This window comes from Micromonospora sp. WMMD964 (assembly GCF_029581455.1).
In the GTDB taxonomy this organism is placed as follows: domain Bacteria; phylum Actinomycetota; class Actinomycetes; order Mycobacteriales; family Micromonosporaceae; genus Micromonospora.
On sequence record NZ_CP120860.1, the window covers coordinates 6,272,078 to 6,297,921 of the forward strand.

The following is a 25,844-nucleotide window of genomic DNA, read 5'->3' on the forward strand; positions in this document are numbered from 1 at the left end:
TTCCTACAGCTCGAACGTGGCCAGGTGGATCTGCCGTCGGGGCACACCGGCGCGGCGCAGCGCGCGCACCGACTGTTCCACCAGCCCGGGCGGCCCGCACAGGTAGACGTCCCGCCGGGCCACGTCGGGCACCAGCTGACGCAACCCGTCCGGGCTGATCAGCTGGCGGGGGCCGGGGTCGTCGCGGGAGCCGATGACGTACCAGACGGAGGTGTCCCGTTCCTGGGCCAGCCAGTCCAGCTCCCGGCTGAGCAGCACGTCGGCCGGGGTGCGGGCCCGGTAGATCAGGGCGGCGCCCGGGGGCAGCTCCTCCAACATGGCCCGGATCGGCGTGATGCCGCTGCCGCCGGCGATCAGCAGGGCCCGCTCCCGGACCCGGTGCGCGGCGGTGAAGGTGCCCGACGGGCCCTGTGCCCAGACCCGGGTGCCCTGCTCCAGGTCGCGCAGGTCCGCGGTGTGCGTGCCGACGACCTTGACGGTGAGCCGCAGCCAGCGACCGTTCGCGGCGGCGGAGACGGAGAACGGGTGCGACTGCCACCAGCAACCCCGGGTGAGGAAGCGCCAGCGGAAGTATTGGCCACCGAGCATCGTCAGCCGACCGAGACGCTCACCGGTGAGGTAGATGGAGATGGTGTCCGGGCTCTCCGCGACCACGTCGGCGACCCGCAGCTTGTACCGCAGGTTGAACGCCAGTGGCGCGATCACCCGCCCCCAGAGCAGAGCGGCGACCACCAGCAGGTAGAGCGCGATCCAGCCGGTCCGCACCGGACCGGGCTTGTACAGCTGCGCGCCGTGGGTGAACTGGTGGCCGAAGCCGAGCAGCAGGACCAGGTAGCTGGACAGGTGCAGCGCGTGCCACAGCTCGTAGGGCAACGCCCGCCGGATCGCCCGGACACTGCTGAAGCCGACCAGCATCATGATGCCGGTGGCGACGAACGCCGAGACCATGTCCTCGTAGTCGCCGAGCAGCGTGCCGACCTCGGCGACTATCGACTGGTTCCGCAGGTCCGCGTAGCCGACGAGGATCAGCGACATGTGCGCCGACACGGCGACCAGCAGGGTCGCTCCCACGTCGCGGTGCCAGCGGGCCATCTGCTCGCCGCCGATCCAGCGTTCCAGTACCGGCAGCCGGCTCATCATCAGCACCTGCACCAGCAGCAGGTAGCCGGCGATCAGGCCGGTGATCCGGCCCGCCGCGGTGACGGTGGCCGCGGTGCTGCGCAACGAACCGGCGGGGGTGCCCAACCACCACGGCAGCACACTGGCGACCAGGCCGACCAGGAGCAGCACGCCCAGCAGCCGTCGGCCGCCGGGTCCGCGCCGGTCCGGGATCTGCGGGGGTACGGGGGCAGCCGACCGGCCGCCGTGCCGGGACGAGGTCCCGGTACGACGGCCGGCGGCGTGGGTGTGCGGGTACGTCACGCGTACAGCTTCATCGGGGCGTACTTCTGGCGGGGGAAGACCTTCTGGACCTCGGCGTTGGTGAGCCCGAACCGGCCCTGTGCCACCGCGCCGTAGACGTTGAACATGTTGTTGTACTCCGGCACGTCACCGGAGTCCAGCTTGTCCAGCCCGTTCCAGGTGCCCAGCAGGGAGCCGGCCAGCTTCTTGCCGGAGAGCACCGTGACCACGCCACCGTGCCCGTGGTCGGTGCCGCCGGTGTTGGAGCCGACCCGGCGGCCGAACTCGCTGGACACCATGATCGTCACGTCGGCGGCCTGCGGACCGAGGTCGGTGAAGAAGGCCGCCATGGCCTTGGCCAGCTCGTTCAACCGGCGGTGCAGTTGGCCACCCGCACTGGTGCCCTGGTTCTCGTGGGTGTCGTAGCCACCCATGCCGACCGTGGCGACCCGGACGTTGGCGCCACCCTTGATCAGCTGGGCGAGCTGCTTGAACGCGTTCCCGACGCCCTCGTACGTGACGCCTTCGACCGGCTCGTACGGCTTGGCGGCGAGCTTCTGGGCGGTGGCCAGCGCGCCCATGCCCTCCTGCACGGCCTCCTCGACCGGGTGGTTGATCCCGGTGAAGAGCCCCTTGATGGCCTTCTCGGTGGCCGCCCGGTACTTCTCGTCGCCGTTGAGTCGCAACGATCCGACGCTGTTCAGCGACAACGCGCCGTTGTTGCCGACCAGCGAGCGGGGCAGCGTGCTGCCGATGCCGACGCTGCGGAACGCGGTGCCCTTGCCCAGGTTGTCGACCAGACCGTCCAGCCAGCCCCGACCACCGGTCTCGTTGGGCAGTCCGCCCAGGTTGCAGGCGTCCGCGGCCTGGAAGTGGCTGCGCGACAGCCGCTCGTCCGAGACGCCCGGGATGAAGCCGAGCTGGCCGGCGGTGAGCCACTTCTCCAGCGGCTTGAACGCGCTGGTCAGCTTGAAACCGCGGCCCAGGGCCAACGAGTCGTTGCCGAGCAGCAGGTCGGGGCGGGCCTTGCTGAGCACCGGGTCGTTGTCCGGTGCGACCAGGCTCAGCCCGTCCAGCCCGCCGTAGAGGAAGACGTGGATCAGGGTGCCGGTCTTGGTGGCCGCGAACGACGCCGACGTGGTGACGAACTGGGCCGTGGCCAGGGCGGTGGCGGTGGCCGCGGCACCCGCGACGAAGGTCCGCCGGGTGACGCCGCGACCGTCCTGCTGGGCCTCCTCCAGGTTCTCCAGAGTGCGGTAGCGGTCCAGCTCGGCGGCGTTCTCGGCGGCGACGATGTCCGCCTCCGCGCGCAACATCGCCTCGGCCGGGTTGTCGGCCAGCCGCCGCACGTCGGGGCATTCGGGGTGCAGGGGGAAAGAGTTGTACACAGTCTTCTCCATCGGGTGCCTCACCGGAGGTGGTGCTGGGGGGAAGCGAGGATCGCCCGCGCGACGGCGGTGATGGCCCCGTTGAACGTGGCGTCGACCTTGGCGGTGGCCGCGACGCCGGCGACACCGAGGATCAGGTTCTTCTCCCGGGTGCTCAGCTTCTGGCCCACCAGGCGCGCCGAGAGCGCGTCCACGTACGCCCCGGCGGTGGCCGGCGGCTTGGCGACCAGCTTCTCCGGCGGCGTGTACGTGAAGGTGGTGCGGTAGCCGGCGAGGATCTCGCCCGCCTCGTTCCAGCCGTTGACCATGGTGCCGGCCGACGTCCAGGCGACGTAGACGTCCGGGTAGCCGTCCGGGGTGGGGTGTCCCATCGGGAACTGGCCCAACTCGCGCAGCTTGTCGTGGATCTGCCGCAGGCCCCGCGCGTACGGGGTGCGCTTGTTGTCGCCGTTGTTGTGCTTCGGCGACGCCTCCGGCGAGACGCCCAGGGTGCGGTACGTGGCGACCAGGTACTCCATCGGGCGGCGCACCTTCTGGCCCACGGCGGCCCAGAACTCGGTGGAGCAGAACATCGCCATCAGCACCGGCTTGATCAGGCCGTTGTTGGAGGTGTAGACCTTGGCCAGCCGGTCCACCAGGGACTTCGGCGGAGTGTCCGAGACGAACCGGGTCGCCAGGCTCTGCGCCACGTACTTGGCCGTCGACGGGTGCAGCGCGATGTAGGTGATGTACGCGTCGATCGCCGCGTCGGCCTTCTTCGGGTCCGACGAGTTGTTCGCGTGGGTGAAGCCGAGGATCTTCACCTTGCCGACGTAGTGCTGCTCCGGCCTGAAGACGTACTTGCCGTCCTTGTCGATGCCCCGGCCGGTCTGCAGCATGGCGGCCTGGCGGACGTCCGGCTCCTTGTAGCCGCCGTCGACGCCGACCGAGTACAGCTCGAGGTTCTCCCGGGCGAGGTTCTCGTTGATCGCGTCCTTGCGGGAGTCCTTCTGGTTCAGGTAGATCAGCAGCGCGGGGTGCTTGTTCGCCGCGATCAGCATCTCCGGGTAGCTGCCCAGCGCGTGCTTACGCACGACGTCCTGGTCGAACGAGTTGCGGTAGACCTCGCCACCGTCGAAGTCGGCCGCCACGTGCAGGAAGTCGTTCCAGAAGTCGACCATCACCTCGAAGAGTTGACGCTTCGACCAGATCTGCCGGGCGATGGTCGCGTCGACCATCTCCCGCTCCGGCTGGGCGCCCTGCTCGTTGAGCTGGTCCCGCTGGGTCCGCAACTGCTGCACGCTGAGCTTCTGGGTGGGCAGCTCGGCGAGCTTCAGCTCGGCCTTGCTCGGCGCGATCTTGTCCGGGTCCAACTGGGCGCGGACCCAGGCGTCGATGCCCTGCTTCTTGATGTCGGCGACGACCTCGGGGGTGGGCCCGAAGGTGGCCCGCCGGGCCAGGTGCAGGATCGGGTCCTTGGCCAGCACCGTCTTCACGGTCACCTGGGTCGCCGCGGCGGCGGCGGCCGGGCCGGAGAGGATCCGTCCACCAGTCGGCGCGTTCTTCTTCAGCGCCTCACCGGCCCGGGAGCCCATGTAGCTCTCGTTCTGCTCAGTGTAGGTACGCACCGTGCTGGGCTGCTGGCCACTGGGCCGCGCGGCGGTGCCGTCGGTGACCGTGCTGCCGGTGGCGTCACCGGCCACCTCGTCACCGAAGATGCCGCGGAGCTGCGGGGTCATGGCGAGCGCCGCGCCACCGGCGACGACGGCGGCGGTGCCGCCCAGGGCCACCATCGCCTTGCGCCGGCCGACCCTGGGGCCCGACTCGTCGTCGTCCAGAGTGGGCAGTCCGGTGCCGGGCCGCGCCGCTACCTGGTGACCGAGCCCTTCCGGGCCGACCCACTGCGGCCCGCGCGGGGCGGGCTGCCCGGCGTACGCGTAACCCTCGCCGTACTGCTCACGGGGGTCGGCCGGTGCGGGGTAGCCGCCCTGGTAGGGGTGGGGCGAGTCGTACCCGTAGGGCGCGGACGCGTTGGGGTCGCCGTAGCCGTCCGCGTTGTGGTGCTGGCGTCCGTCCCAACCGCGGTCGTCCCGCGGTTGACGTGGTGGCACATTCTGGTCGGCCATGTACCAATCCCGATTTCTGATGAGCGCCGGAAGCTGCGACCGGGCAGGTGCGGCAGGTGCGGCGACTGTTGCCTGAGGGGAGTTGCTACGGCAAGGTAACCAAGCCCCCGGGGCCCTTCAAGGTGGGCCGAACACCCTCCTGAGGGCACTTAAGACAGCGCTCAGTGCGGCTTCTACGCCGGTCGACGGGGCGGGGCCGGGCGCAGACCTTCTCAGCAGGGCGGACGTGCGGCAGCCGGGTACGGACCGGACCACACCGCCGTACGCGTCACTTTCCGCGTCGTTCACGACCACAGGCAAACTTAAGGTTCAGGTAAGCCGGACATGAGGTGACCTCACGATGGTCTGCGCGCTCGACGTCACCGGGCCTCGCGAGGAGGAAAAGTAGCTGCAGCAGGCGAGCGTGAGCCGGCACCACAGCGGGTATGCCGCCGAACCGCTGAACGCGTGAGGGGAAGGCAGCGCCATGCTCAGCAAAGAGGATCAGCGCAGGTTCGACCAGATCACCCGTCAGCTCCGGGAGAGCGACCCGGCATTCTTCAAGCGGCTGGACCACCGGGTCCGGGCCCGCAGGGGCCGCTACCTGATGTTGTTGACCATCGTGCTGTGGGCGTCGCTGCCGGCGATAGCCGTGTTCGCCGGTCGGCTGACCGGTGCGATCTGCGCGGTGGTGCTGGTGGCGAACGCCGCCATCATGTGGCGGTTCCGCCGCCGCTGGACGTGACGGGTCACCTGCCGTCCGGGCCGAACGCCCGGTACGCGCGGCGTAACCGTTCGAGCATTCCGGGGCCACCGATGGCGGGGGCCGGCGCGCCGAGTTGGCGGAGCAGCAGGTCGGGGCCGGTCACCAGTCGAGGCGGCTGGTCCGGCAACGGCACCGGCGGCAGCCAGAACCGGTCCACCGCCTCCGGTAGCGCAGTCGTCGACAGCCCGACGAGCGCGCGGGCCGCACCGACCGGGGCCACGGTCGACCGGTCACCGTCCGGTTCGGACGGTGGGTCCACCGCCTCGGGCAGCGCGACGGCGCCGGTGGCCTGCACCCGCCGGGCGCGCAGCTCGTCCAGCAGCTCCGCACGGGACCGACCACGCCAGTGCAGCAACTCGAACGGGTCCGCGTCGAACGCCTCGGCCAGCAGGTAGAACGTCGCCGCCAGGTGTTTGCACGGGACCGCGAAGTCGGGGCAGTTGCAGCGTTGGGTCAGCTCGTCCACACCGGCCGGGAACAGCGGCGCGCCGGCGGCGACGAACAGCTCCTCCAGCTCGTCGGGGAGGTCTCCGGCGAGCAGCCGGGCGCTGAAGAACGCCTGCCCGGCCAGCTCCTCCTCGATCCGGGACCAGAGCGGGGCCGGGAACGGCCGCAGTGCGATGGACACCTGGTACGGCTTCGGGCGGGAGCCCTGCACCACGGCGCTGACCCGGCCGGGTGCGATGTCGAGCGTCAGCACCTGGCCGGCGCGTGCGTAGGAACGACCTCGGGTCAACCGGGTGCCCAGCGCGAACGACTCCAGCACCTCCAGGAAACGCCGGGACCACCAGGAGCGCCCGATGGCACCCCGCGAGCTGCGCGCCCGCAGACCCCCGTCGACGCGGCGGGGGCGCCCGTAGTCGGCGAACCGATCGGTGCTCACTCCACCACCGCCCCGGCCTCCAGGGCGAACAACTCCCGCAACTGGCCGGTGGACAGCTCGGTGATCCACTGCTCGCCGGTGCCCACGACCCGCTCGGCGAGGGCGCGCTTGTCGTTGATCATCGCGGCGACCTTCTCCTCCACGGTGCCCGCGCAGACGAACTTGCGGACCTGCACCCGACGGCGCTGCCCGATCCGGAACGCCCGGTCGGTGGCCTGGTCCTCCACCGCCGGGTTCCACCACCGGTCCACGTGCACCACGTGGTTGGCCGCGGTCAGGGTGAGGCCGGTGCCGCCGGCCTTCAGGGAGAGGACGAACAGCGCCGGGCCCTCCGCCGACTGGAAACGCTGCACCATGGCGTCCCGCTCGGCCTTCCCGAGCCCGCCGTGCAGGAACAGCACCTCCCGGCCGAACCGAGCCGACAGGTGACCGCGCAACATCGCGCCGAACTCGGCGTACTGGGTGAACAGCAGCGCCTTCTCCCCCGCCGCAAGCACCTCCTCCAGGATCTCGGTCAGCCGGGCCAGCTTGCCGGAGCGCCCCTCCAACGCCGAACCGTCGCGCAGCAACTGGGCGGGGTGGTTGCAGACCTGCTTGAGCCGGGTCATGGTGGCCAGCACCAGACCGCGTCGCTCGATGCCGTCGCTGGTCTCGATCCGGGCGAGCATGTCGTCGACCACCACCCGGTAGAGCGCTGCCTGCTCGGCGGTGAGGTTGCAGAGCACCTCCATCTCCAACTTCTCCGGCAGGTCCGAGATGATCGACGAGTCGGTCTTGAGTCGACGCAACACGAACGGGCCGGTGATCCGGCGCAGCCGCTCGGCCGCCTCGGCGTCGCCGTTGCGTTCGATCGGCTCGGCGAACCTCTTCCGGAACGTCGCCGCCGGCCCGAGCAGACCCGGGTTGACGAACTGCATGATCGACCAGAGGTCGGCGAGCCGGTTCTCCACCGGCGTACCGGTCACCGCCACCCGCTGCCGCGCGGGCAACGCACGAACCGCCTCGGCCTGCCGGGTCGACGCGTTCTTGATCGCCTGCGCCTCGTCCACGACCACCCGGTGCCAGTCGATGCCGGCCAGGTCGGCGGCGTCGCGGGCGGCCACCGAGTAGGTGGTGAGGACCAGGTCCGCGCCGTGCGCGGCCGCGGTGAACTCCGCCCCCCGCGCCCGCTCCGCCCCATGGTGTACGTGCACCCGCAGCGTCGGCGTGAACCGGGCCGCCTCCCGCTGCCAGTTGCCGACCAGCGACATCGGACAGACCAGCAGGGTCGGCCCGGCGTCCGGTGGGTCCCCGGCGAGCAACGCGAGCAGCTGCACCGTCTTGCCGAGACCCATGTCGTCGGCGAGCACGCCGCCCAACCCGAGCGAGCGCAGGAACGCCAACCACGCCAAACCCCGCTGCTGGTACGGCCGCAGCGTCCCGTGGAAGCTCGGCGGCGGCTCCAGCGGGGTGAGCCGCCGCTCGACCGCACCGGCGAGCAGGTCACCCAGTGCCCCGTCGGCGGTCACCTCCAACACCGGTAGCGCACCGGTGGCCTCGCCGTCGGCCAGCCCGAGGCGGAGCAGGTCGGCGACCGTCAACTCACCGGAGGAGCGGAGCAGGCGCAGACCGGCGGCGAGCCGCCCCGGGTCCAGCTCCACCCACCGGCCACGCAACCGCACCAGCGGGGTCTTCAGCTCGGCCAGCTCCGCCAACTCCTCGGCGGACAGCGGCTGGTCGCCGAGGGCGATCTCCCAGCGGTAGTCCACCAGGGCGTCCAGGCCGACACCGGCGTCGGCGCCACTCACCGTGCCGGGCGCGGTACGGCTGCGGGCGCGCAGGCGGGCGCCGAGCCGCGCCGACGGGCGCTGCCACCAGGACGGCAGCAGCACCCCGAACCCGGCCGCGTGCAGCACCGGGGCGCCCTCGCTGAGGAACCGGTGCGCCCCCTCGACGTCGAGCTGCATCACCTCCGGAGCGGCGGTACGCAGTGCCGCGTCCAGGTCCGGCCAGAGCCGACTGGCCCGCCCCAACTCGGCGAGCAGTGTCTCCTGCGGGTTGCCCGTACGCCCGGTCAGGCCGCCGAGGGTCTGCGGTGCCCGCCAGACCTGGCCGGCGTCGACGTGCAGGCCGGGCTCGTCGGCCGCCTGCAACCCGAACTCCAGCCGCCACCGCGCAGCGCCGGAGGGTTCGACCGATGCCGGCACGATGTCTCCCGGTGCCGGGCGGGTGGCCAGGATCGGCTCGGTGACCTCGTCCGGGGCCGGCTCCACCAGCCGGAAACTGGCCCGCACCGGGCCGCCGGCGGCGTCCCGCTGCCAGACGTCCAGCTCGTCGCGCAGGGTGGCCAACGCCGTGGCGTCGACTGTGAAATCTCGCTGCGGACCGGCGAGCGCCGCCAGCCAGGCCGGTGCCGGACCACCCGGCCGCAGCCCCCGGGACAGCGTGGTGGTCGCCAGCGCGGCCCGCGCGGCGGCGTCGGTCAGCGCGTCGAGCGCGTCCGCGACCACCTCGGCCGCCGTCAGCTCACCCCCGCCCACCCCGGCAGCGCCGGGCAGGTCGACGGCGGCTCGGGCGGCGGGCGGTAGGGCCAGCGCCAACGACCGCGCCCACGCCGCGTCGGTGCCGGTCAGCAGCGGCCGCCAGACCGCCCGCGCCGAAACCTGCGCAGCAGCGTCCGACGAAGCCCCTGCCGCCGTGGTGCTCCCCGCCGGGATACTCGCGGATGGGACAGGCGGCGCGGCGGCGCTCGGCGGCGGGACGGTCGTCGGGGTGGGGCTCGCCGACGTCGGGCTGACGCCGGGGAGGACGCGGCCACGGGTCACCAGGTCGGCGGCGAAGTCGGCAAGCTCGGCGAGGTGACGCAGGGAGGCCCCGGGCACCGCCGGGAGGTCGTCCAGGGCGCGGAGCAGTGGCAGCGCGTCGTCCGGGGCGTACACCAGGATGGGGACCCGCCACCCGGTCAGGGCGAGTCGGCCGCGGGTCGCCTGTGCGACGGTGGTCCGGATCAGTTCGGGCGAGTCGGTCGGCGCGCCCGCCCGGGTGGGCAGGGTGAGCAGCGCGGTGTCCGGCCGGGTCGGCTCGGCGGCGTCGGCGAGGACGGCGGCCAGGTCGGCGTGCCCGGCGGCGAAGGGGTGTGGGCGTTCCCGCGCTGGTCGCCCGGCGCGCGGAGCGGGGATCGGCACGGTGCTGTCCTCGGCCCACACGGCGAGGCCGTCGGTCGAGCTGTCGCCGGGCAGCCACAGCCCGTGGATGACCAGCACCTACTCCCCCTCGTCGCCGCCCGCGCCCCAGGATAGGCGGCCCGCCGGGGCGGGCGTCCGCAGCCACCGCCGAACGGACGCACCGCACGGCGCGCACCGGCATCGTCGCCGACTCACGGGGCTGATCGACACGGCATCGCCGATATCGCGGTATCCAAGTCGGTCGGACACCCCGACGTCGGCGAACCCGTGTCGATCTTGACCACGCGGCGGCGCGCGGGGGCGCGCGGCGGCGCGCGGCGGCGCGCGGCGGCGCGCGGCGGCGCGCGGCGGCGCGCGGCGGCCGGGGGTCAGATGGCGCCGCACTCGCCGTCGGTCAGCTCGCGCAGGATGTCGGCGTGGCCCGCGTGGCGGGCCGTCTCCTCGATCATGTGCACCAGGATCCAGCGCAGCGACACCTGACCGAGCTGCGGGTGCGGCACCACGTGGTCGAGGTCGAAGCTCGCGGCGACGGCCCGGGATCGGGCGCAGGCCCGCTCGTACGCCTCGACGAGCGCGGCTACGGTCTCCTGCTCGCCGAGGACGAAGCTGGCCACCGCGTCCTCTTCCGAGGTCAGGTAGACGTCGCCGGGCTCGGGCGCCAGCAGGGTCGGGAACCAGTTCCGCTCGACCAGGGTCAGGTGCTTGACCAGCCCGGCGAGCGTGGTGGCCGAGGGCACCAACCGACGGCCGGCGTCGGCGTCGGAGAGACCGCGCAGCTTGCGCAGCAGCACCCCACGGTGGAAGTCGAGGAACGATTCCAGCACGGCACGCTCGTCGCCGGTGCGGGCGAGCACCGGACCGAGCGACGGATCGATCGTCTGCTCCATCCGCCGACCCTAGCCACGAAGCGGCTCCCCCGCTGCCCCGCTATCCGCTGCGGACCGGCGGCACGGCGGGCAGGATGGGCGCATGGCTTCATCCGTGCAGATCCTTCTCGTCGGCGGCACGGCGGACGGGCAGACCATCACCGTCGAGCTGGACAGCAACGGCCGCCCGCCGCTGACCCATCACCACGTCGGCGCGGGTGGGCTCGCCGACGCGCAGATCTACGAGTTGGAGACCGCTCGGGAGGAGGCCCGCGAGTGGCGCTACCGGTGGACCGGCCCGGCGGTCTGACCGCGTCGACTCAGACCCGGGTGAGGGTCTGGCTGCGCAGGCTCTCCAACACGCCCCGGGTGACCTCCGAGGTGCCCCTCGCCTGATCGCACACCTCGGCCACCCGTCGCGCGGTGCCCTCGGCGCGTTGCTCGCGCTCGTCCCACAGCCGGTCGACCTCGGCCAGCAGCGGCCCCTCGACCTCCCGCTCCACGCCGCGCAGGGCCGGCACGCCGAGCCGTTGGGCCAGGTCGAAGACCTTGCCGGCGTACGGCAGGGGCAGGAACGGTGTGCCGACCATCGCCGCGAAGATCAGGAAGTGCAGGCGCATGCCCACGGCGAGGTCGAAGTGGCGCATCAGCCCGAGGATCTGCTGCGGCGAGTAGGTGCCGTGCAGGATCCGACCCCGATCGGCGGCGACCATGTGCGACAGCACCCCGTGGGCGTGCCGGATGTCGTCGCGTTCCATGGGTACGAACAGCACGTACGCGTCGATCCGGTGCACCAGGAAGTCGCCGATCTGGGCGAGCAGCCGGTGGTAACCGTCCACGTCCAGCCGTTCGGCGGCCCGTCCCGGTTCCCGCACGCTTATCCCCACCAGTCGCTGGCCGACCGGAATCCCCTCCTCGGCCAGCAGGTGGGCCGGGAACTCCTCCGGTTGCAGGAGGAACGCCGGGTCCGCGGTGACGGTGATCGGGTTGAGTAGCCCGGCCTCCTCCAACACCATCCGGGACTCCTGGTCCCGCACTGTCACCTGGACCGCGCTGGACAGCGTCTCCCGGACCATGCCGGTGTCCACCGCCTCGCCCAGCGGCCCGACGCCCACCGCGTACGTGATCAGCGGCAGGCCCCGCTCCTGGGCGACCCGGACCACCCGCAGGTAGCGGCGGGCCTCCCGGTCGTAGAGGATGCCTCCCCCGCCCAGGATGAGCAGGTCGAGCTGGGCGAGGACCAGCGCGGAGTCGGTACGGCTGACGCCCTCCCAGGGCACCGCCTCGACGTCCGGATGGGCGGCCCGGGTGTGCTCCGGGTTACGGGAGAAGACGATGATCCGGGCGTTGGGTTCCTGCGTGCGCAGATCGGTGAGCAGGCCGGTGAGGATCGCCTCGTCGCCGAGGTTTCGCCCACCGTACGAGCCGAGCACACCGATGGTCAGTCCGCCGCCGTGCGTCATCCGTCGCTCCTCCCCAGGTGCGGTCCGCGCCGGTTTCCCGCTGGGCAGGTGAACAGTCCTGCCGGAGGGACCGGTCCCGAGGGCTCGCCGACTCAGCCGGCCGGGTCGATCCGCTTCGCCATCTGCTGGGACGTCACCTCGAACCCCAGACTGCGGTAGAGACCGATCGCCACGGTGTTCGTCCCGAAGACGTTCAACCCCAACTCGGGTACGCCGAGCTGGGCGAGTTCGGCCTCGATGAGCTGGATCATCCGCCGTGCGTGACCGCGCCCCCGGTGCTCCGGATGCACCTCGATGTTGTGGATCCAGGCCTGGCGCGAACCGGTCGCCGCCGGCAGGGTCACCCAGATCCAGCCGACCTCGGTGTCGTCGACCCGGCCCACCCGCAGCAGTGCCCCCTCGGTCGCCGCGCCCGCCGGCAGCGACTCCCGGATCTGCTCGACCGACCGCTCGCGGGCCGCCTCCGGGCTCAACCCGCGATGTGCCACCAGGTCCTCGGCGTACCCCTGCTCCAACGGCCCCCGCAACCGGGCCAGCTCCGGTGCCGTCATCGGCGTCAACGTCAACTCCACCGCGGCTCCCCCTCGTCGTCGCCAGCGGACAGTGCAGCAGAACCGACCCGGACGGCGCCACCCGGCCCCGCGCGGTCGCGGACGCGACGGAGGGGGTGCGCGGGCCCACCATGATGGCGACGTGCGCATCGCCCACGTCAGCGACAGCCACCTCGACAACCCGGAGGGGGTGGCGACCTCGGTCGGCACCGCCGTGGCGCTGCTGCGTGCCGCCGGGCACCGGGTCGTGCTGCACTGCCCGGGCCCCCTGCTGCGGGGTCGCCGCCGACCGGGTGAGGTGCCCTCGCTGGCGGTGCCGACCCGCCCCTACCGGCTGGCGGTGCCCCGGTCGCCGGACGCACCGGCGGACGTGGTGCACGTGCACACCACCGGCCCGCTCGGCGTCGCCGGCCTGCGGTGGGCCGCCGCCCGGGGCGTACCGACCGTGCTGACCTGGCACACCGACCTGGTCGCGTACGCGGCGCACTACCCGGAGATCCCGATCGGGGCCGCGTACGCGGGCCTGCGGCTGGGCCTGCGGTGGGGCGCGCGGGACCTGTGGGCCCTCTGCCGTCCCGGACCGGACCGGCAGACCCGACTGGCGGAGCTGGGGCGGTGCCTGCTGGCGCACACCAGCGTCCTGGTCGCCCCCTCGGTGAAGACCGCGACGATGATGGCGGCGATGGCGGGGCGTACCCCGATCGTGGTCCTGCCGACCCCGGCCGCCGCGCCGCGCGCCGACGCCGACGACCGGCGGCGGCTACGGGCCCGGCTGGGCATCCCGGCGGACGCGCCGGTGCTGCTCGCGGTGGGCCGGGCCACGCCGGAGAAGAACCCGGAGCTGCTGCTCGCCGCGTTCGCCCAGGTCCGCCGGACGATGCCGGCCGCTCACCTGGTGCTGCTGGGTGCCCGACGGAACCGGCTCGCGATCCGCCGGGTGGCCCACCGGTACGGGGTGGCCGGCGCGGTGCGCCTGCTGCGCCCGGTACCGCACGACCGGGTCGGCGCCCACTACCGGGCTGCGGACGTGCTCGCGTTCACCTCGGTCACCGACACGCAGGGCCTGGTGCTCTCCGAAGCCGAGGCGTACGGGCTGCCGGTGGCCATGGTGGACACCGCGCTGGTGCAGCGGCCGGGCACCGGCACCGCCCGGCCGGTCGCCGAACCCACCGCTGCGGCGTACGGCGCGTTGTTGACCCGGCTGCTGACCGACAGCGACCTGCGCGCGGAGGTGATCCGGGACGGCCGGGCCGCGGTGGCGGCCTGGTCCGGGGAGCGCTACCTGGCGGAGCTGGTCACGCTGTACGCGGCACTACCGCCGCCTGGCCCAACGGACGCGACGCCGTGACCGGGGACGTCACCCGGGCCCTGCGGTTGGGCACGGCCGCGGTGGTGGCCGTCGGGCTGGTCCTCGCGCTGGTCGCCGCCCGCGACGATCCCGTCGAGCTGCTCTTCTACTTCACCGTGCAGGTCGACCTGGCCTACCTGGTGGTGTTGCTGGCCGGTGGCGGTGACCGGTTGCGGACCGCGCTCACCGTCTACCTCGTCGGCACCGCAGTCGTCTTCGTCCTGGTGCTGGCCAACCCGTGGAGCCGCTACGCCATGGTGGCGAACGCCGACGCCCGGGGGACGATCTCCGACGCCGCCAACCTGCTGCTGCACGTCGTGGCGCCGCCACTGGCCGCCGCCCACTGGCTGAGCCGTCGACCCCGGGTCGCGCTGCGCCCGGCGTACGCGCTCGGCCTGCTCGGCTATCCGCTGGTGTGGCTGACCGTCATCCTGGTCCGGGGCGCCCTCGGCGGGGCCGAGGACCGCTACCTCTACCCGTTCCTCGACGTGCCCCGACTGGGCTATCCCACGGTCGCCCTCAACGCCGTGCTCTTCGCCGCCAGTCTGCTGGTGATCGCCCTGACCGCCGTCCACCTGACCCGCCGTCACGGGCGATGAGGCGGCTGCCCGTCAGGGTGCGGTCGGCGTCGACTCCAGGTAACGCGCCAGCTGCGCCAGGTCGTGCAGACGCAGATCGCCGTCGAGTCCCTTCAACGCGGCGGTCAGTGCACCGGCCGCCCGCCCGGCTCGCAAGCCGACCTCGGCGTCCTCCACGACCAGGCACCGCGCGACGGGTACGTCCACCAGGGCGGCGGCCCGCAGGTAGCCCTCCGGGTCCGGTTTGCCGACCCGCACGTCCTCGACCGTGACCAGCACCGGCGCGACGATCCCGGCCGCGCCGAGCCGCGCCTGGGCCAGCCGGGCGTCGGCGCTGGTCACCACCGCCCACGGCAGCCCCAACCGGGCCAGTGTGTCCAGGAGTTCGTGCGCTCCGGGGGTGGCGACCACGTCGGACAGGTCGTCGTACTGCAACGCGAGCTGCCGTGCCGCCGCGGTGGCGACCGCGTGGTCGTCGAGGTCGGGCAACAGTCGGCGGATGGTCCGGTCGGCGGGGCTGCCGTGCGCGATGGCCAGCGCCGCCGCCGGGTCGACCGCGTACTCGGCCGCCCACCGTTTCCAGGCCCGCTCGACGGCCGCGTCCGAGTCGACCAGGGTGCCGTCCATGTCGAACAGCACCGCGCCGATGCCCGCCAGTTCCACGCTCACGCTCCCCTTGTTGCTCGCACCGCGAGGATAGGTCCTCAACCATCCGCCGTACGGGCGGCGTTCTTCTCACCGAGGGGGTGGGCATGACCGAGACGTTCCACGAGTTCGTGGTGCAGCGTTCTCCTGCCTTGTCCCGGACCGCCTACCTCCTCACCGGCGACCACCAACTCGCCGAGGACCTCGTGCAGACCGCCCTGGCCCGCACCTACCGTCACTGGCGACGCATCCGCGACGGCGACCCGGAGGCGTACGTCCGCCGCGTCATGTACCACCAGCAGGTCTCCTGGTGGCGACGCCGACGCCTCGCCGAACGACTCGAAGCCGAGCCCACCGAACGGGCTGGCGGCGACCACACCGACCGGACCGCCCTGCGACTGACCCTCACGGCCGCGCTGCGCCACCTCACTCCCCGCCAACGCGCCGTCATCGTGCTGCGCTACTACGAGGACCGCACCGAAGCGCAGGTAGCCGACCTGCTCGGCTGCTCCCTGGGCACCGTCAAACGCCACGCCCACGACGCGCTGCGCCGACTCCGAGCGGTCGCTCCCGACCTGCTCGACGCCACCGCGGAGAGGAGCACCCGATGACCGCCCGGCTCCGCGACGCCCTGCGTTCCGCCGCCGAGGACGTGCCCACCTACCCGGTGTACGAGCGCGCTCTCGCCACCGCCCGCCGCAACCGCCTGCGCCGGGTGGGCGTCGGCGCGGCGGCGTTGGTGCTGCTCGCGGTGGCCGGCGTCGTGGTGCCGCTGACCCGTACCCCCGGCCTCGATCCGGCCGCCACCGCGAACGGCGCGCTGCCCGACCACATCGCCCTGCCGCCGCTCGGCACGCTGCACGTCACCGACCGCCCCCGGCTCGGTCCCGCGTCGGTGGTCTTCGACGGGCCCGCACCACGTCTGCACGGCTGGAACGACGTGAACGTCGTCGGCGTGGTCGGCGCGGACTCCGACCGCTACCGGATCATGCGGGTCGGCGGGGAGTCACTGGCGGGCAGAAAGGTGCACCTCTCCCCCGACGGCCGGTACCTGGCCCGGCCGGACGGAGCCCAGGACGATCCCCCGGGTGTCGAGGTCGTCGACCTGGTCACGGGGCGAACCCAGCGGCTCTCGTCGCCCGTGGACGGCAGTGTCTGGAGCGCACCTGTCGGCTGGTCCGCCGACGGCGGGTCGCTGGTGGTCAGCGACGAGGTGCCGGTCGCGTTCGACGGGGCCACGTACACCACAGTGCTGAGCGCGGTGACAGTCGCCGGTAAGCGGTGGACCAGGCTGGCCGCCGTCGCGCAGGAGGCGTACGTCGGCTCGACGGTCGCCGCCGCCCCGGGTCGGATCGCCTACCAGTACGGCCGCACCGTCGCCGTGACCGACCTGGCCGGCCGGGAACTGTCCTCGTTCGCCCTGCCCGGCGAGACGTGGCTGGCCGGGAAGGGCGCGTGGCGTCCGGACGGCACGAACCTGACGCTGGCCACCCGTGGGGCGGACGCCGGGTGGACCCTGCGCCAGGTCGATCCGACCAGCGGACAGGACGTCGGTCCGCTGGCGCTGCCGGCCGTGTCCGGGGTCGTCTCCATCCGGCTGCTCGGCTGGGCACCGGACGGGTCGGCGCTGGTCGCGGCCTACCTGCCGGACCCCGCTGCCCCCGACCTGCCACTGGAGGAGCAGTCGAACCCACCCACGAGCGACCAGCGCCTGCGCACCGTGCGGGTGCTGGCGCTGACGCCCGGTGCCAGCGCGCCGCGAACCGTGCTGACCGCACCGGACCAGGTGATCGCCGTCGACATCGCCGACCAGGTGATCCGCAACGGACGCGTCCGCGACGCACAGCCACCGGGCGGTGTGGGCGGGCGGTTCTGGTTCTGGACGGGTCTCCTCACCATGCTCGTCACGGTAGGGGTGCTCTACGCGAATCGCCGGCGAATCGCGCTGTGGGGCTACGATCGCCGGGTCAGGCGGGCACGCCGAACCAGTGGGTGAGGGGCCTCACTCGCCGCCGTCCAATACCGGGCGTACCGCGTCGACGAACGCGATCCGGCGGTTCGTGCGTACCTCGATCGCCGCGAGCCAGCGCTCCCGGTGCCGGTCGCGCAGCGGAACGGTCGCCTCCCCCGGCTCGTCGCGGAAGCGGCGCTGGTCGGCGTACTCCAGGGTGAGGCTGGTCAGCACGGACCGGGCCACCGCCTCGACAGCCGCCGGGCCCTCCAGCAACACCAGGTTGTACGCCTCGTCCACGGCGCGCATGGCCGCGTACGCCTCGTCGTAGCCGGGCACCGGCCCAGTCCCGCCGGCTTCGAGCCACCGCCGGTCCAACTGCCGGTACGCCTGGTCGCAGGCGCTCAGGAACCCGACGTACGCGTCCCGGCGAAGCTCGTCCCGGCGGGTCGCCCGGCGCTCGACGCTCTCCTGCCGGGCGACGGTGAGCTGGTGGGCCAGTTGCCGGCGGGTGCTGAGCGCGCCGACCAACCCGGTCAGGGCGGCGGCGGCCAACGTGGACAGTGAGGTGATCAGCGCGACGGCGACGGTGTCCTGCACCCGCCCATCATGGCGTGAGTGGTGCGGCCGGCCGGGGCGGGTCCTCCCCGGTGAGCCCGTCCACCGATTCGCGGATCAGGTCGGCGTGGCCGACGTGCCGGGCGTACTCCTCGATCAGGTCGACGAGGATCCGCCGCAGGCTCGGCACCCGGCCGTCGGGCCACTCGCCCCGGGCCAACTGCTCCGGCCCGGCGTCGGTCAGTAGCTCGGTCACGATGGCGCGGGAGCGGTTCACCGAATCCCGCCAGAGCGTGTAGAGCTGCTCCGGGGTGTCCTCGGCGGCTGACCACCAGTCCCAGCCCGGGTTCGCCTCCCAGTCGACGGTGTCCCAGGGTGCGCCGGGCGAGCGCCCGGCCAGCTTCAGTGAGAAGTAGAAGCTCTCGACGAAGGCGAGGTGCTTGAGCAGCCCGCCCAGGGTGATCGACGACGGGCCGAGCGTCACCCGCAGCCCGTCGGCGTCGAGCCCACCGGTCTTCCACGCGAAGGTCGCGCGCTGGCGCTCCAGGGAGCCCAGCAGGGTGGCGGTCTCGTCGCCCGCGATCGGTGGCTCGCAGTGACCGTGCTCGTCTGCGTTGGTCATGGTGATCGAGGCTAACGAGCCGCCCGAGGGAGGTCCATCCCGCGCGGACACGAATGGAGCGCGCCGGGTGAAGCCACGGGGGTGGTTCGGCTAGACCTCGGCAACCCCTGTCGAGGCCGCCGAGGCGCTACGGACCGCCCTCCTCCGGGTGCTTCGCCCCGAAGTCTGACGCTCGTCACGGCGGTCGAGGACTGACGGTGGTGAAGGGTGGGCGCGGCAGGTTTCGAACCTGCGACCCCTCGCTTGTAAGGCGAGTGCTCTCCCACTGAGCTACGCGCCCGGATCGCCCGTGCGGCGGGCCGGTGGCTGGCAAGCTTACCCTGCCCGCCGCCGACCCGGGCGCACGGCGTACCCCGGTCAGACGGTCACTTCGGCGATGGCCTTGCGCCAGCCCTGCTGGTCGCGGGCCATGCCCGGGCTGTTCATCTCGGCGAAGCGGACCACGCCGCTCTTGTCGATGACGAAGGTGCCCCGATTGGCGACGCCGGCGCTGTCGTCGAAGACCCCGTACGCCCGGGCGACACCGCCGTGCGGCCAGAAGTCGGCCAGCATGGGGAACCGGTAGCCCTCGCGGTCGGCCCAGACCTTGTGGCTGTAGACCGAGTCGACGCTGACCGTCAACACCTGGACGTCGTCGTTCTCGTACACGTCGAGGTTGTCCCGCACCTCGTGCAGCTCGCCCTGGCAGGTGCCGGTGAAGGCGAGCGGGTAGAAGACCAGCAGGACGGCACGCCGACCCCGGAAGGCCGAGAGCCGGACTTCCTGGTTGTTCTGGTCCTTGAGCACGAAGTCCGGCGCCTCGGCGCCGACCTCGATGGGCATGCGAACCCTCCTCGGCTCGGTCAGGGAGACGGCACCGGCGCGCCACCCGGCGGCGGTGCGGGCCACCGGGTGCGCGAAGCGGCGGAGGCTACTTCTTGGCCTTAGCCCCTCGCCGCAGCACCAGACGTGCTCCGCTCCAGTCCCGGCCGGCGTTGACGGTCGAGGTCTGCTGAAGGCCGGCGGTGGGCGCGGACTCCGCGACCTCGCTCGGCTCGACGTGCCCGTCACGCCCCGCCTTCGGGGTGAGGAGCCACACGACCCCGTTGTCGGCCAGCGGGCCGAGGGCATCGACGAGAAGCTCGAAGAGATCACCGTCGCCGTCGCGGTACCAGACCAGCACCGCGTCGACCACCTCGTCGGTGTCCTCGTCGACCAGATCTCCACAGCGGTCGGTCAGGGCGTCTCGGAGATCCTGGTCGACGTCGTCGTCGTACCCCATCTCCATGACGACCATCCCCGGTTCGATCCCGAACCGGTCCGCCAGGCTGCGTACCCCGTCGGCGGCCTGACCAGCGGTCGCGCTCACTGTCGCGTGCCTCCTCATCTCGTCCCTGCTCGTGGCGTCTGTGCGACGCCGTCAGGCAAGTCCACACAGTTGTTGGTCCCTGCGCAAGTGGCGCACCGGGTGGAACGGAATTTACCGTGCCAGCAGCGTACGGGCACCGTCGGTAATGGCGTCCATGGAGACCAGAACATGACGTGCTGCCGGACCTAATGGTACAAACGAGTCAACTCCCGCGACTCGCCGCGCGGCACCGACATATCCGGCGTCGACCAGAGCGGCGATCACACCTTCGCCGACCCCGCCGGAACGGCGGGTCTCGTCCACGACCAGCACCCGGCCCGTCGCCGAGGACTCGCGGATGATGTCGGCCACCGGCAGCGGGGCCAGCCAGCGCAGGTCCACGACCCGGGTACCGACCCCCTCCTCGGCGAGGACGGCCGCGGCGCGCAGCGACATCCGCACGCCGTTGCCGAAGGTGATGATGGTCAGGTCGTCCGCCGAGCCGACCCGGTAGACCCGGGCCCGACCGATCGGCACGTGCCCGGCGACCCACGCCCCCGGCTCCGGGTAGCCGGCCATCCACTCCCCGTCACCGTCGGCGTACAGGTCACGGGTGTGGTAGAGCGCGATCGGCTCCAGGAACACGCACACACTGCCGTCCACCGCCGCGCTGGCCAGGCAGGTCCGCAGCATGGGCGCGGCGTCGTCCGGGCGCGCCGGCACCGCGACCACCAGACCGGGCACATCCCGGAGTACGGCCACCGAGTTGTCGTTGTGGAAGTGCCCGCCGAACCCCTCCTGGTACGCCAGCCCGGCCACCCGCACGACCATCGGGTTGCGGAACGCCCCCTGCGAGAAGAACCGCATCGTGGCCGCCTCGCCACGGAGCTGGTCCTCGGCGTTGTGCAGGTACGCCAGATACTGGATCTCCGGCACCGGCAGCATCCCGGCCAGCCCCGCACCCAGCCCCAGCCCCAACACCGACGTCTCGTCCAGCAGAGTGTCGAAGACCCGGGCCGGGCCGAAACGGTCCCGCAGCCCCTTCGTCACCCCGTACACGCCGCCCTTGGCGGCCACGTCCTCGCCGAACACCGCCATCTGCGGATGATCGAGCATCCCGTCGGCGAGCGCGGCGTTGATGCTCTGCGCCAGGGTCAGCGGACCGGTCAGCTCCGGCGGCTTGCCACCGAACGCCTCCGCGCGGGCCGCCGCGCCCGGACCGCCGGCCCGCGCCGCGGCGTCGGCCACCGCCCGCGCCACCCGCACCGGACGGCGGGGCGCCAGCGCCGACACCACGTCGGCCGCCGACGCCAGCTTCGGCTCGCCCAGCACCTCCTCGGCCAACCGGCGTACCTGCCAGCCGGTCTCGTCGTACCGCGCCAGCAGTTCCTCGCCGGTCGCCACCCCGGCGTCGACGAGCAGCCGCGCGGTCGCGACCACCGGGTCGCGGTCCAGGTCCTCGGCCAGCTCGGCCGGGCTGCGGTACGCCGACTCCGCGTCCGCCCCGGCGTGCCCCATCAGGCGGACGGTGCGCAGGTGCAGCACCGCCGGACGGCGGTTGCGGCGTACCCAGGCCGCGGCCTCCGCCGCCACCTCGTACGTCCGCACGGGGTCGGCCCCGTCCGCGCTGAAGTAGCGGATGCCCGGCTTGGCGCGCAGGGTCGCCTCGACCCAGCCCTCCGGTGACCGGACGCTGATGCCCAGCCCGTTGTCCTCGCAGACGAAGAGCACCGGGATGCGCAGACCGGCGTGGTCGTACCACCCGGCGGTGTTGAACGCCGCGGTGGCGCTGGCATGGTTGACCGAGGCGTCCCCGAACGAGCACACCACTATCGCGTCCGGCGGCCACGGAACGTGCGCGACGCCCGCGCCGCTGCCGACCCGAACCCCGCCTCCGGTACGCCGACCGGCGCTGTCCAGTCGGCGCAGCCGTTCCACGGCCAGCCCCATCCCGACCGCCCGGGGCAGGTGCGAGGCGATCGTGGAGGTGGTCGGCACCACGGCCAGGTCGGCCCGACCGAACACCTTGTGCCGACCACCGGCGATCGGCTCCTCGCTGGAGGCGACCATCCCGCGCAGCACGTCCCGGGCCGCGTCCGCGTACGCGTCGAACCCGCCGCCGCTCGTCGAGGCCGGCGCGGGCCCGGACGGGTCGCTGTCGGCGGTCGACTCGGCGTCGGCGGTCGGCGCCGGATAGGTGCTCGGCCCCCGGTCGCTGTAGGTCGCCGGACCGGCGGTCGGCGCCGGGTCGCCGGTCGCCGCCGGACCTCCGGACGAGCCTGGTTCGCTCGGCGCCGCGGCGGCGGCCTGGGCGGCACGGAGGCAGTAGAAGGCACCGGAACGGTAGTGCAGCAGCGCCGGATCGGTGGGGCGCAGCGCGGCGGCGACCGCGGCGTTTCCCTCGTGCCCGGCCGAACCGATCGTGTAGAAACCCTCTCCGAAGCTGCGCAGCCAGCGACCCGCCAGGTCGAGCTGCCGGCTGGTCACCTGCGCGTCGAACAGGTCCAGCACCTGCGCGCCGGTCAGTGGGGCGTCGTCGGTGACCGGGTCGGCGGGGTCACGCCGACGCTCCGCGGCAGGCAGCGCCGCCAGCGTCTCCCGGAAGCGGTCGTCGAGGTCTTGCGGGGTGGTCACGTCGCACAGCATTACCGACGGGAGGCCCGGTCGCCCAGCGGGACACGGCCGCCGCGGGCCGACTCACTCCGGACCGCAGGGCTCCAGGCGACCACCGTCGGACACCTTCCAGACCAGGTCACGAAGGGTACGCAGCTCCCCGTCGGTCAGCCCGGACAGGAGTCGGGAGTCGGACATCACCCTGGTCACCCGATCCCGTTCGACGCGGCCCTTCGCGGTCACCACCAACGTCTTCTGCCGGCGGTCCGCCGGGTCGGTGCGTCGCTCGACCAGCCCCGCCTGCTCCAGCTTGTCGACAAGCACCGTCACGTTCGACCGGTCGCAGCCCAGTTGGCCGGCGAGATCCCGGGCCGGCAGCGGGCGGTCCGGGTCCAGCTCGCGCAACGCCCGAGCCGTTGCCGGAGTCAGCCCCAACTCGGCGAACGCGGAGCCCTGCTGGTGTCGTAGGGCGTCGCTGACGTGGGCCATCCGGCGCAGCACATCGGCGGCGAGACCAGCCCGGTCCACCGGTCCACCTGCTACGGAACCCACCTCCTGCCCCACGGCCACATCGTACGCACCGGCGCCGGTCGTCCAGGTCAGCGATCAGGTTCGGCACGACGACCGGACGGGCATCGTCGGTCCCGGCCCGGCCGCCGGATCACCCTCGGACGGCGGATCGGGGGTCGGTACGCATCGACAGCGGCCAGCGGTGTTCGACTGCCGGCGACGAGTAGGGCCACTCACTGTCACCTGTCGGCCACCGGGGCTCGCGAGGCTCCCGGAGTCACGAAGATCGGACTCTGGGGAGGATTCGTGTCACTGTCCCGACGTACCATCCTGTTGTCCGGCGCGGTCGGCGCCGCGGGCGCGGTCACCGGCTTGCCGGCGGCGGCCGGCGCGGCGGCGGGTCGACCGCTGGCCTTTCCGTTCACCCTCGGTGTGGCCTCTGGCGACCCCGACCACGACGGGTTCGTGTTGTGGACCCGCCTGGCCCCGCAGCCACTGGCCGAGGACGGCCTCGGCGGCATGCCGGACCGCGACGTGCCGGTGCACTGGGAGCTGGCCGCCGACGAGCGGTTCCGGCACGTGGTGCGCCGCGGGGTGGCGGTCGCCCGCACCCGCTCGGCGCACAGCGTGCACGTCGAGTTGGCCGGCCTGCTGCCCGGGCGCGAATACTTCTACCGGTTCCGGGCCGAGCGCCATGTCTCGCCGACCGGACGCACCCGCACCGCCCCGGCTCCGTGGAGCATGCCGGCCGCCCTGGCGATGGGCTTCGCCTCCTGCTCCCAGTACGAGCACGGCTACTTCACCGCCTACCGGCGGCTGGCCGAGACCGAGCCGGAGCTGATCCTGCACCTGGGCGACTACCAGTACGAGTACGCCCCGGACACGTACAACGTCCCCGGTGGCAACCCGCGTGACCACGAGGGACCGGAGACCCGGACGCTGGCCAACTACCGGCAGCGGCACGCCCAGTACAAGACCGACGCCGACCTGCAGGCCGCACACGCGGTGGCGCCGTGGGCGGTGGTGTTCGACGACCACGAGGTGGAGAACAACTGGGCCGACGAGGTGCCTGAGGCGACGGACCCGGAGTTCCCCGCGCGGCGGGCGGCGGCGTTCCAGGCGTACTACGAGAACATGCCGCTGCGACGCACGTCGATCCCCCGCGGCATCGACATGCAGCTCTACCGGCGGGTGCGCTGGGGGCGGCTGGCCACGTTCCATATGCTCGACACCCGGCAGTACCGCGACGACCAGGCCTGCGGCGACGGCTACCGGGACTGCGCGGCGGCAAGCGACCCGGCCCGGTCGATCACCGGGGCCGCACAGGAGGCGTGGCTGCTGGACGGCTTCCGTCGCTCGGACGCCCAGTGGGACATCCTGGGCCAGCAGGTCTTCTTCGCCCAACGGGACAACGACTCCGGCCCGCTCACCGTCACCAGCATGGACGCCTGGGACGGCTACGTCGCCTCCCGGGACCGCATCACCCGAGGTTGGTTGGCTGCCGGGGTACGCAACCCGGTGGTGCTGACCGGCGACGTGCACGCGCACTGGGCCAGCGATCTCAAGCTGGACTACGCCGACCCGACCTCGCGCACCGTCGGCACCGAACTGGTCTGCTCCTCGATCACCTCGACGGGTGACGGCGCGGACTCGGCGGCCGGCTCGCACCCGTGGTTCGCGTTCAACCCGCACCTGCGCTTCCAGAACAACCTGCGGGGGTACGTGCGCACCACGATCACCCCGGGACAGCTCACCGCCGACTTCGACGTGCTGCCGTACGTCAGCCGGCCGGGCGCGCCCGCGTACACCCGGGCCTCGTTCGTGATCGAGGACCGCGTGCCCGGCCTGCACCAGACGGCGGACAACCCGGTCCCGTCGGCGGCCCGCAGCGCCACGCCGTTCACGGACCCCGGCCAGCAGACCGTCGACCAGGAGACCGCCCGCCCGTAACCCGCCCGACGCGTCACGATCCTCGAACGGCGGCGCCTCGCTCTGGTCGAGGCGCCACCGTTCGAGGGACGCCGCGCGGATCGTGACGCGGGCGGCCGTCAGCCGGGGAGGAAGGAGAAACGGACCTGCCGGGTCGGGTTGTCGCCGTTGGTGTCGACGAGGCAGATCGACTGCCAGGTGCCGAGCGCGAGCCGACCGGCCAGTACCGGCAGCGTCGCGTACGGCGGGACGAACGCCGGGAGCACGTGGTCGCGGCCGTGGCCGGGCGAGCCGTGCCGGTGCCGCCAGCGGTCCTCGGTGGGTAGCAGGTCGTCCAACGCGCTGAGTAGATCGTCGTCGGACCCCGAGCCGGTCTCGATGATCGCCACACCGGCGGTGGCGTGCGGCACGAAGACGTGCAGCAGCCCGTCGCTCTCATCGGAGACGAACTGCTGGGCCTCCGCGGTGATGTCGCGGACAGCCGGGCGGGACCCGGTCTGGACGGTGATGACGTCGCTGCGCATACCCCGCATTCTGCCGTAGCGGCGGGTCCCGAACCGCCGCCGCCACCGACCGGGTCAGCGGCGCTGCCGGGCCGGCCGGTGCGGGGTCAGGAGCCGCCGCCACCGCCACCGGAGTCACCGCCGCCACCGGACCAGCCGCCGCCGGAGTCACCGCTGGACCAGCCCCAGCCGGAGTCACCGCTGGTGCCGCCGACGGACTCCGTACCGCCGGAGGTCTCGCCGTCGCGCTGGCGGTTGACGTGCCACTCGCTGCCGACGTCGCCGGTCGGCCCGGGGTAGACGCGGTGGCCGCTGTCGTCCGTGTCCGGACGGCGGCGGGCGGACCCGCCGGGTTGCCGGGCCGCGCGGGCCGTGTCGCGGAGCAGGACTGCTCCGAGCACGGCCACGAGGGCGCCGATGGCCACCAGTCCCACCAATGCCGCCTCGCCGGAGGCGACTTGGACGACGCCGACCACCAGGCCCGCGACCCCGGCAACGATCATGGTCGCGGCGACCGCGACATGGCGCCTGTTCATGTTCCGCAACGGTAGGAGTGGCGAGCAAACCGCCCAGAGTTCCCCGCGTCGTCGCGCTAAGTTACCGGCGAGTACCTGTGTTCAGCATCGCGTCGAGGGCACCTAGGCGTGACGGCAGGTGCCACCAGGGGGCAGGATGGCGCTAGAGACCTATCCCA

The 25,844-nt window shown here is 72.8% G+C and carries 24 protein-coding genes and 1 tRNA gene; 7 read left to right on the top strand and 18 right to left on the bottom strand.

All coding sequences use genetic code 11. The annotated features are described in order from the left end of the window. Nucleotides 1–3 precede the first annotated feature (3 nt). From O7616_RS28495 to O7616_RS28505, 3 genes are read right to left on the bottom strand one after another with little or no spacing between them, the layout of a single operon-like run. Nucleotides 4–1,422: a ferredoxin reductase family protein gene (locus tag O7616_RS28495; protein ID WP_282304777.1), complete on the bottom strand. Its 1,419-nt coding sequence runs from the start codon at nt 1,420–1,422 to the stop codon at nt 4–6. Further along, nucleotides 1,419–2,801, bottom strand: coding sequence for a DUF1501 domain-containing protein (locus O7616_RS28500; RefSeq protein ID WP_282257369.1), 1,383 nt, complete (start codon nt 2,799–2,801; stop codon nt 1,419–1,421). The genes O7616_RS28495 and O7616_RS28500 overlap by 4 nt, the downstream gene beginning before the upstream one ends. Nucleotides 2,802–2,809: 8 nt before the next feature. Next, on the bottom strand, nt 2,810–4,894 hold the full coding sequence (locus tag O7616_RS28505) for a DUF1800 family protein (protein WP_282304778.1): 2,085 nt from the start codon (nt 4,892–4,894) through the stop codon (nt 2,810–2,812). A 466-nt stretch (nt 4,895–5,360) separates the two neighbouring features. Here O7616_RS28505 and O7616_RS28510 point away from each other — a divergent pair, with 466 nt between their 5' ends. After that, complete coding sequence (locus O7616_RS28510; RefSeq protein WP_088988248.1) at nt 5,361–5,618, top strand: DUF3040 domain-containing protein; 258 nt, start codon at nt 5,361–5,363, stop codon at nt 5,616–5,618. Between the two features lie 4 nt (nt 5,619–5,622). Here the strand turns inward: O7616_RS28510 and O7616_RS28515 are convergent, their stop codons facing one another. The 3 genes from O7616_RS28515 to O7616_RS28525 form a co-directional block, all read right to left on the bottom strand. Next, on the bottom strand, nt 5,623–6,522 hold the full coding sequence (locus O7616_RS28515) for an SWIM zinc finger family protein (RefSeq protein ID WP_282304779.1): 900 nt from the start codon (nt 6,520–6,522) through the stop codon (nt 5,623–5,625). Then, on the bottom strand, nt 6,519–9,764 hold the full coding sequence (locus O7616_RS28520) for a DEAD/DEAH box helicase (RefSeq protein WP_282304781.1): 3,246 nt from the start codon (nt 9,762–9,764) through the stop codon (nt 6,519–6,521). The genes O7616_RS28515 and O7616_RS28520 overlap by 4 nt, the downstream gene beginning before the upstream one ends. Before the next feature lie 290 nt (nt 9,765–10,054). Beyond that, nucleotides 10,055–10,573 (bottom strand): DinB family protein, encoded by a 519-nt coding sequence (locus O7616_RS28525; protein ID WP_282304782.1) that lies wholly within the window; start codon nt 10,571–10,573, stop codon nt 10,055–10,057. Between the two features lie 82 nt (nt 10,574–10,655). Here O7616_RS28525 and O7616_RS28530 point away from each other — a divergent pair, with 82 nt between their 5' ends. Then, complete coding sequence (locus O7616_RS28530) at nt 10,656–10,862, top strand: hypothetical protein (protein WP_282257362.1); 207 nt, start codon at nt 10,656–10,658, stop codon at nt 10,860–10,862. Nucleotides 10,863–10,872: 10 nt separating this feature from the next. Here O7616_RS28530 and O7616_RS28535 read toward each other — a convergent pair whose 3' ends face one another. Beyond that, nucleotides 10,873–12,015 (bottom strand): polysaccharide pyruvyl transferase family protein, encoded by a 1,143-nt coding sequence (locus tag O7616_RS28535; RefSeq protein ID WP_282257360.1) that lies wholly within the window; start codon nt 12,013–12,015, stop codon nt 10,873–10,875. Between the two features lie 92 nt (nt 12,016–12,107). Beyond that, nucleotides 12,108–12,587 (bottom strand): N-acetyltransferase, encoded by a 480-nt coding sequence (locus tag O7616_RS28540; protein ID WP_282304783.1) that lies wholly within the window; start codon nt 12,585–12,587, stop codon nt 12,108–12,110. A 121-nt stretch (nt 12,588–12,708) separates the two neighbouring features. On the opposite strand from O7616_RS28540, the gene O7616_RS28545 reads away from it, so the two are divergent. Beyond that, the gene (locus O7616_RS28545; RefSeq protein ID WP_282304784.1) at nt 12,709–13,914 is read left to right on the top strand and encodes a glycosyltransferase; all 1,206 of its coding nucleotides are present in this window, start codon (nt 12,709–12,711) and stop codon (nt 13,912–13,914) included. Next, a complete protein-coding gene (locus O7616_RS28550; RefSeq protein ID WP_282304785.1) occupies nt 13,911–14,513 on the top strand; it encodes a Pr6Pr family membrane protein in 603 nt (200 codons plus the stop codon). Before O7616_RS28545 ends, O7616_RS28550 begins: the two co-directional genes overlap by 4 nt. 12 nt (nt 14,514–14,525) lie before the next feature. Here the strand turns inward: O7616_RS28550 and O7616_RS28555 are convergent, their stop codons facing one another. After that, nucleotides 14,526–15,161, bottom strand: a complete 636-nt coding sequence (locus O7616_RS28555) for an HAD-IA family hydrolase (RefSeq protein WP_282304786.1) — start codon at nt 15,159–15,161, stop codon at nt 14,526–14,528. 83 nt (nt 15,162–15,244) lie between these two features. On the opposite strand from O7616_RS28555, the gene O7616_RS28560 reads away from it, so the two are divergent. Both O7616_RS28560 and O7616_RS28565 read left to right on the top strand, forming a co-directional pair. Continuing rightward, a complete protein-coding gene (locus O7616_RS28560; RefSeq protein WP_282304787.1) occupies nt 15,245–15,748 on the top strand; it encodes a SigE family RNA polymerase sigma factor in 504 nt (167 codons plus the stop codon). Beyond that, on the top strand, nt 15,745–17,133 hold the full coding sequence (locus O7616_RS28565; protein ID WP_282304788.1) for a hypothetical protein: 1,389 nt from the start codon (nt 15,745–15,747) through the stop codon (nt 17,131–17,133). The genes O7616_RS28560 and O7616_RS28565 overlap by 4 nt, the downstream gene beginning before the upstream one ends. A gap of 6 nt (nt 17,134–17,139) precedes the next feature. Here O7616_RS28565 and O7616_RS28570 read toward each other — a convergent pair whose 3' ends face one another. From O7616_RS28570 to O7616_RS28600, 7 genes are all read right to left on the bottom strand, one after another. Next, nucleotides 17,140–17,688, bottom strand: a complete 549-nt coding sequence (locus O7616_RS28570) for a hypothetical protein (RefSeq protein WP_282304789.1) — start codon at nt 17,686–17,688, stop codon at nt 17,140–17,142. 7 nt (nt 17,689–17,695) lie between these two features. Further along, the gene (locus tag O7616_RS28575) at nt 17,696–18,268 is read right to left on the bottom strand and encodes a DinB family protein (RefSeq protein WP_282304791.1); all 573 of its coding nucleotides are present in this window, start codon (nt 18,266–18,268) and stop codon (nt 17,696–17,698) included. Between the two features lie 208 nt (nt 18,269–18,476). Continuing rightward, a tRNA-Val gene (locus O7616_RS28580) sits at nt 18,477–18,548 on the bottom strand. A 77-nt stretch (nt 18,549–18,625) separates the two neighbouring features. After that, a complete protein-coding gene (locus tag O7616_RS28585) occupies nt 18,626–19,090 on the bottom strand; it encodes a peroxiredoxin (protein WP_282304792.1) in 465 nt (154 codons plus the stop codon). Nucleotides 19,091–19,178: 88 nt separating this feature from the next. Then, nucleotides 19,179–19,616 carry a DUF3052 domain-containing protein gene (locus tag O7616_RS28590; protein WP_007463483.1) on the bottom strand — a complete coding sequence of 146 codons (438 nt, stop codon included), beginning with the start codon at nt 19,614–19,616 and terminating at the stop codon, nt 19,179–19,181. 111 nt (nt 19,617–19,727) lie between these two features. Beyond that, complete coding sequence (locus O7616_RS28595) at nt 19,728–22,241, bottom strand: thiamine pyrophosphate-dependent enzyme (RefSeq protein ID WP_282304793.1); 2,514 nt, start codon at nt 22,239–22,241, stop codon at nt 19,728–19,730. Nucleotides 22,242–22,292: 51 nt separating this feature from the next. Beyond that, nucleotides 22,293–22,697: a MarR family winged helix-turn-helix transcriptional regulator gene (locus O7616_RS28600; protein WP_282307756.1), complete on the bottom strand. Its 405-nt coding sequence runs from the start codon at nt 22,695–22,697 to the stop codon at nt 22,293–22,295. Nucleotides 22,698–23,024: 327 nt separating this feature from the next. Between O7616_RS28600 and O7616_RS28605 the strand changes: the two genes are divergently transcribed. Then, on the top strand, nt 23,025–24,668 hold the full coding sequence (locus O7616_RS28605) for an alkaline phosphatase D family protein (RefSeq protein WP_282304795.1): 1,644 nt from the start codon (nt 23,025–23,027) through the stop codon (nt 24,666–24,668). Between the two features lie 98 nt (nt 24,669–24,766). Here O7616_RS28605 and O7616_RS28610 read toward each other — a convergent pair whose 3' ends face one another. Next, a complete protein-coding gene (locus tag O7616_RS28610) occupies nt 24,767–25,171 on the bottom strand; it encodes a YjbQ family protein (protein WP_282304796.1) in 405 nt (134 codons plus the stop codon). A gap of 86 nt (nt 25,172–25,257) precedes the next feature. Continuing rightward, nucleotides 25,258–25,686 (bottom strand): hypothetical protein, encoded by a 429-nt coding sequence (locus O7616_RS28615; protein WP_282304797.1) that lies wholly within the window; start codon nt 25,684–25,686, stop codon nt 25,258–25,260. Between the last annotated feature and the right edge of the window lie 158 nt (nt 25,687–25,844).

Excerpts from the sequence above, each read along its gene's own strand:
- O7616_RS28535 (WP_282257360.1), bottom strand. The coding sequence starts at position 12,015 with ATGACGCACGGCGGCGGACTGACCATCGGTGTGCTCGGCTCGTACGGT.
- O7616_RS28510 (WP_088988248.1), top strand. The coding sequence starts at position 5,361 with ATGCTCAGCAAAGAGGATCAGCGCAGGTTCGACCAGATCACCCGTCAG.
- O7616_RS28500 (WP_282257369.1), bottom strand. The coding sequence starts at position 2,801 with ATGGAGAAGACTGTGTACAACTCTTTCCCCCTGCACCCCGAATGCCCC.
- O7616_RS28560 (WP_282304787.1), top strand. The coding sequence starts at position 15,245 with ATGACCGAGACGTTCCACGAGTTCGTGGTGCAGCGTTCTCCTGCCTTG.
- O7616_RS28595 (WP_282304793.1), bottom strand. The coding sequence starts at position 22,241 with ATGCTGTGCGACGTGACCACCCCGCAAGACCTCGACGACCGCTTCCGG.
- O7616_RS28525 (WP_282304782.1), bottom strand. The coding sequence starts at position 10,573 with ATGGAGCAGACGATCGATCCGTCGCTCGGTCCGGTGCTCGCCCGCACC.
- O7616_RS28585 (WP_282304792.1), bottom strand. The coding sequence starts at position 19,090 with ATGCCCATCGAGGTCGGCGCCGAGGCGCCGGACTTCGTGCTCAAGGAC.
- O7616_RS28505 (WP_282304778.1), bottom strand. The coding sequence starts at position 4,894 with ATGGCCGACCAGAATGTGCCACCACGTCAACCGCGGGACGACCGCGGT.
- O7616_RS28610 (WP_282304796.1), bottom strand. The coding sequence starts at position 25,171 with ATGCGCAGCGACGTCATCACCGTCCAGACCGGGTCCCGCCCGGCTGTC.
- O7616_RS28530 (WP_282257362.1), top strand. The coding sequence starts at position 10,656 with ATGGCTTCATCCGTGCAGATCCTTCTCGTCGGCGGCACGGCGGACGGG.
- O7616_RS28565 (WP_282304788.1), top strand. The coding sequence starts at position 15,745 with ATGACCGCCCGGCTCCGCGACGCCCTGCGTTCCGCCGCCGAGGACGTG.
- O7616_RS28615 (WP_282304797.1), bottom strand. The coding sequence starts at position 25,686 with ATGAACAGGCGCCATGTCGCGGTCGCCGCGACCATGATCGTTGCCGGG.
- O7616_RS28600 (WP_282307756.1), bottom strand. The coding sequence starts at position 22,697 with ATGGCCCACGTCAGCGACGCCCTACGACACCAGCAGGGCTCCGCGTTC.
- O7616_RS28575 (WP_282304791.1), bottom strand. The coding sequence starts at position 18,268 with ATGACCAACGCAGACGAGCACGGTCACTGCGAGCCACCGATCGCGGGC.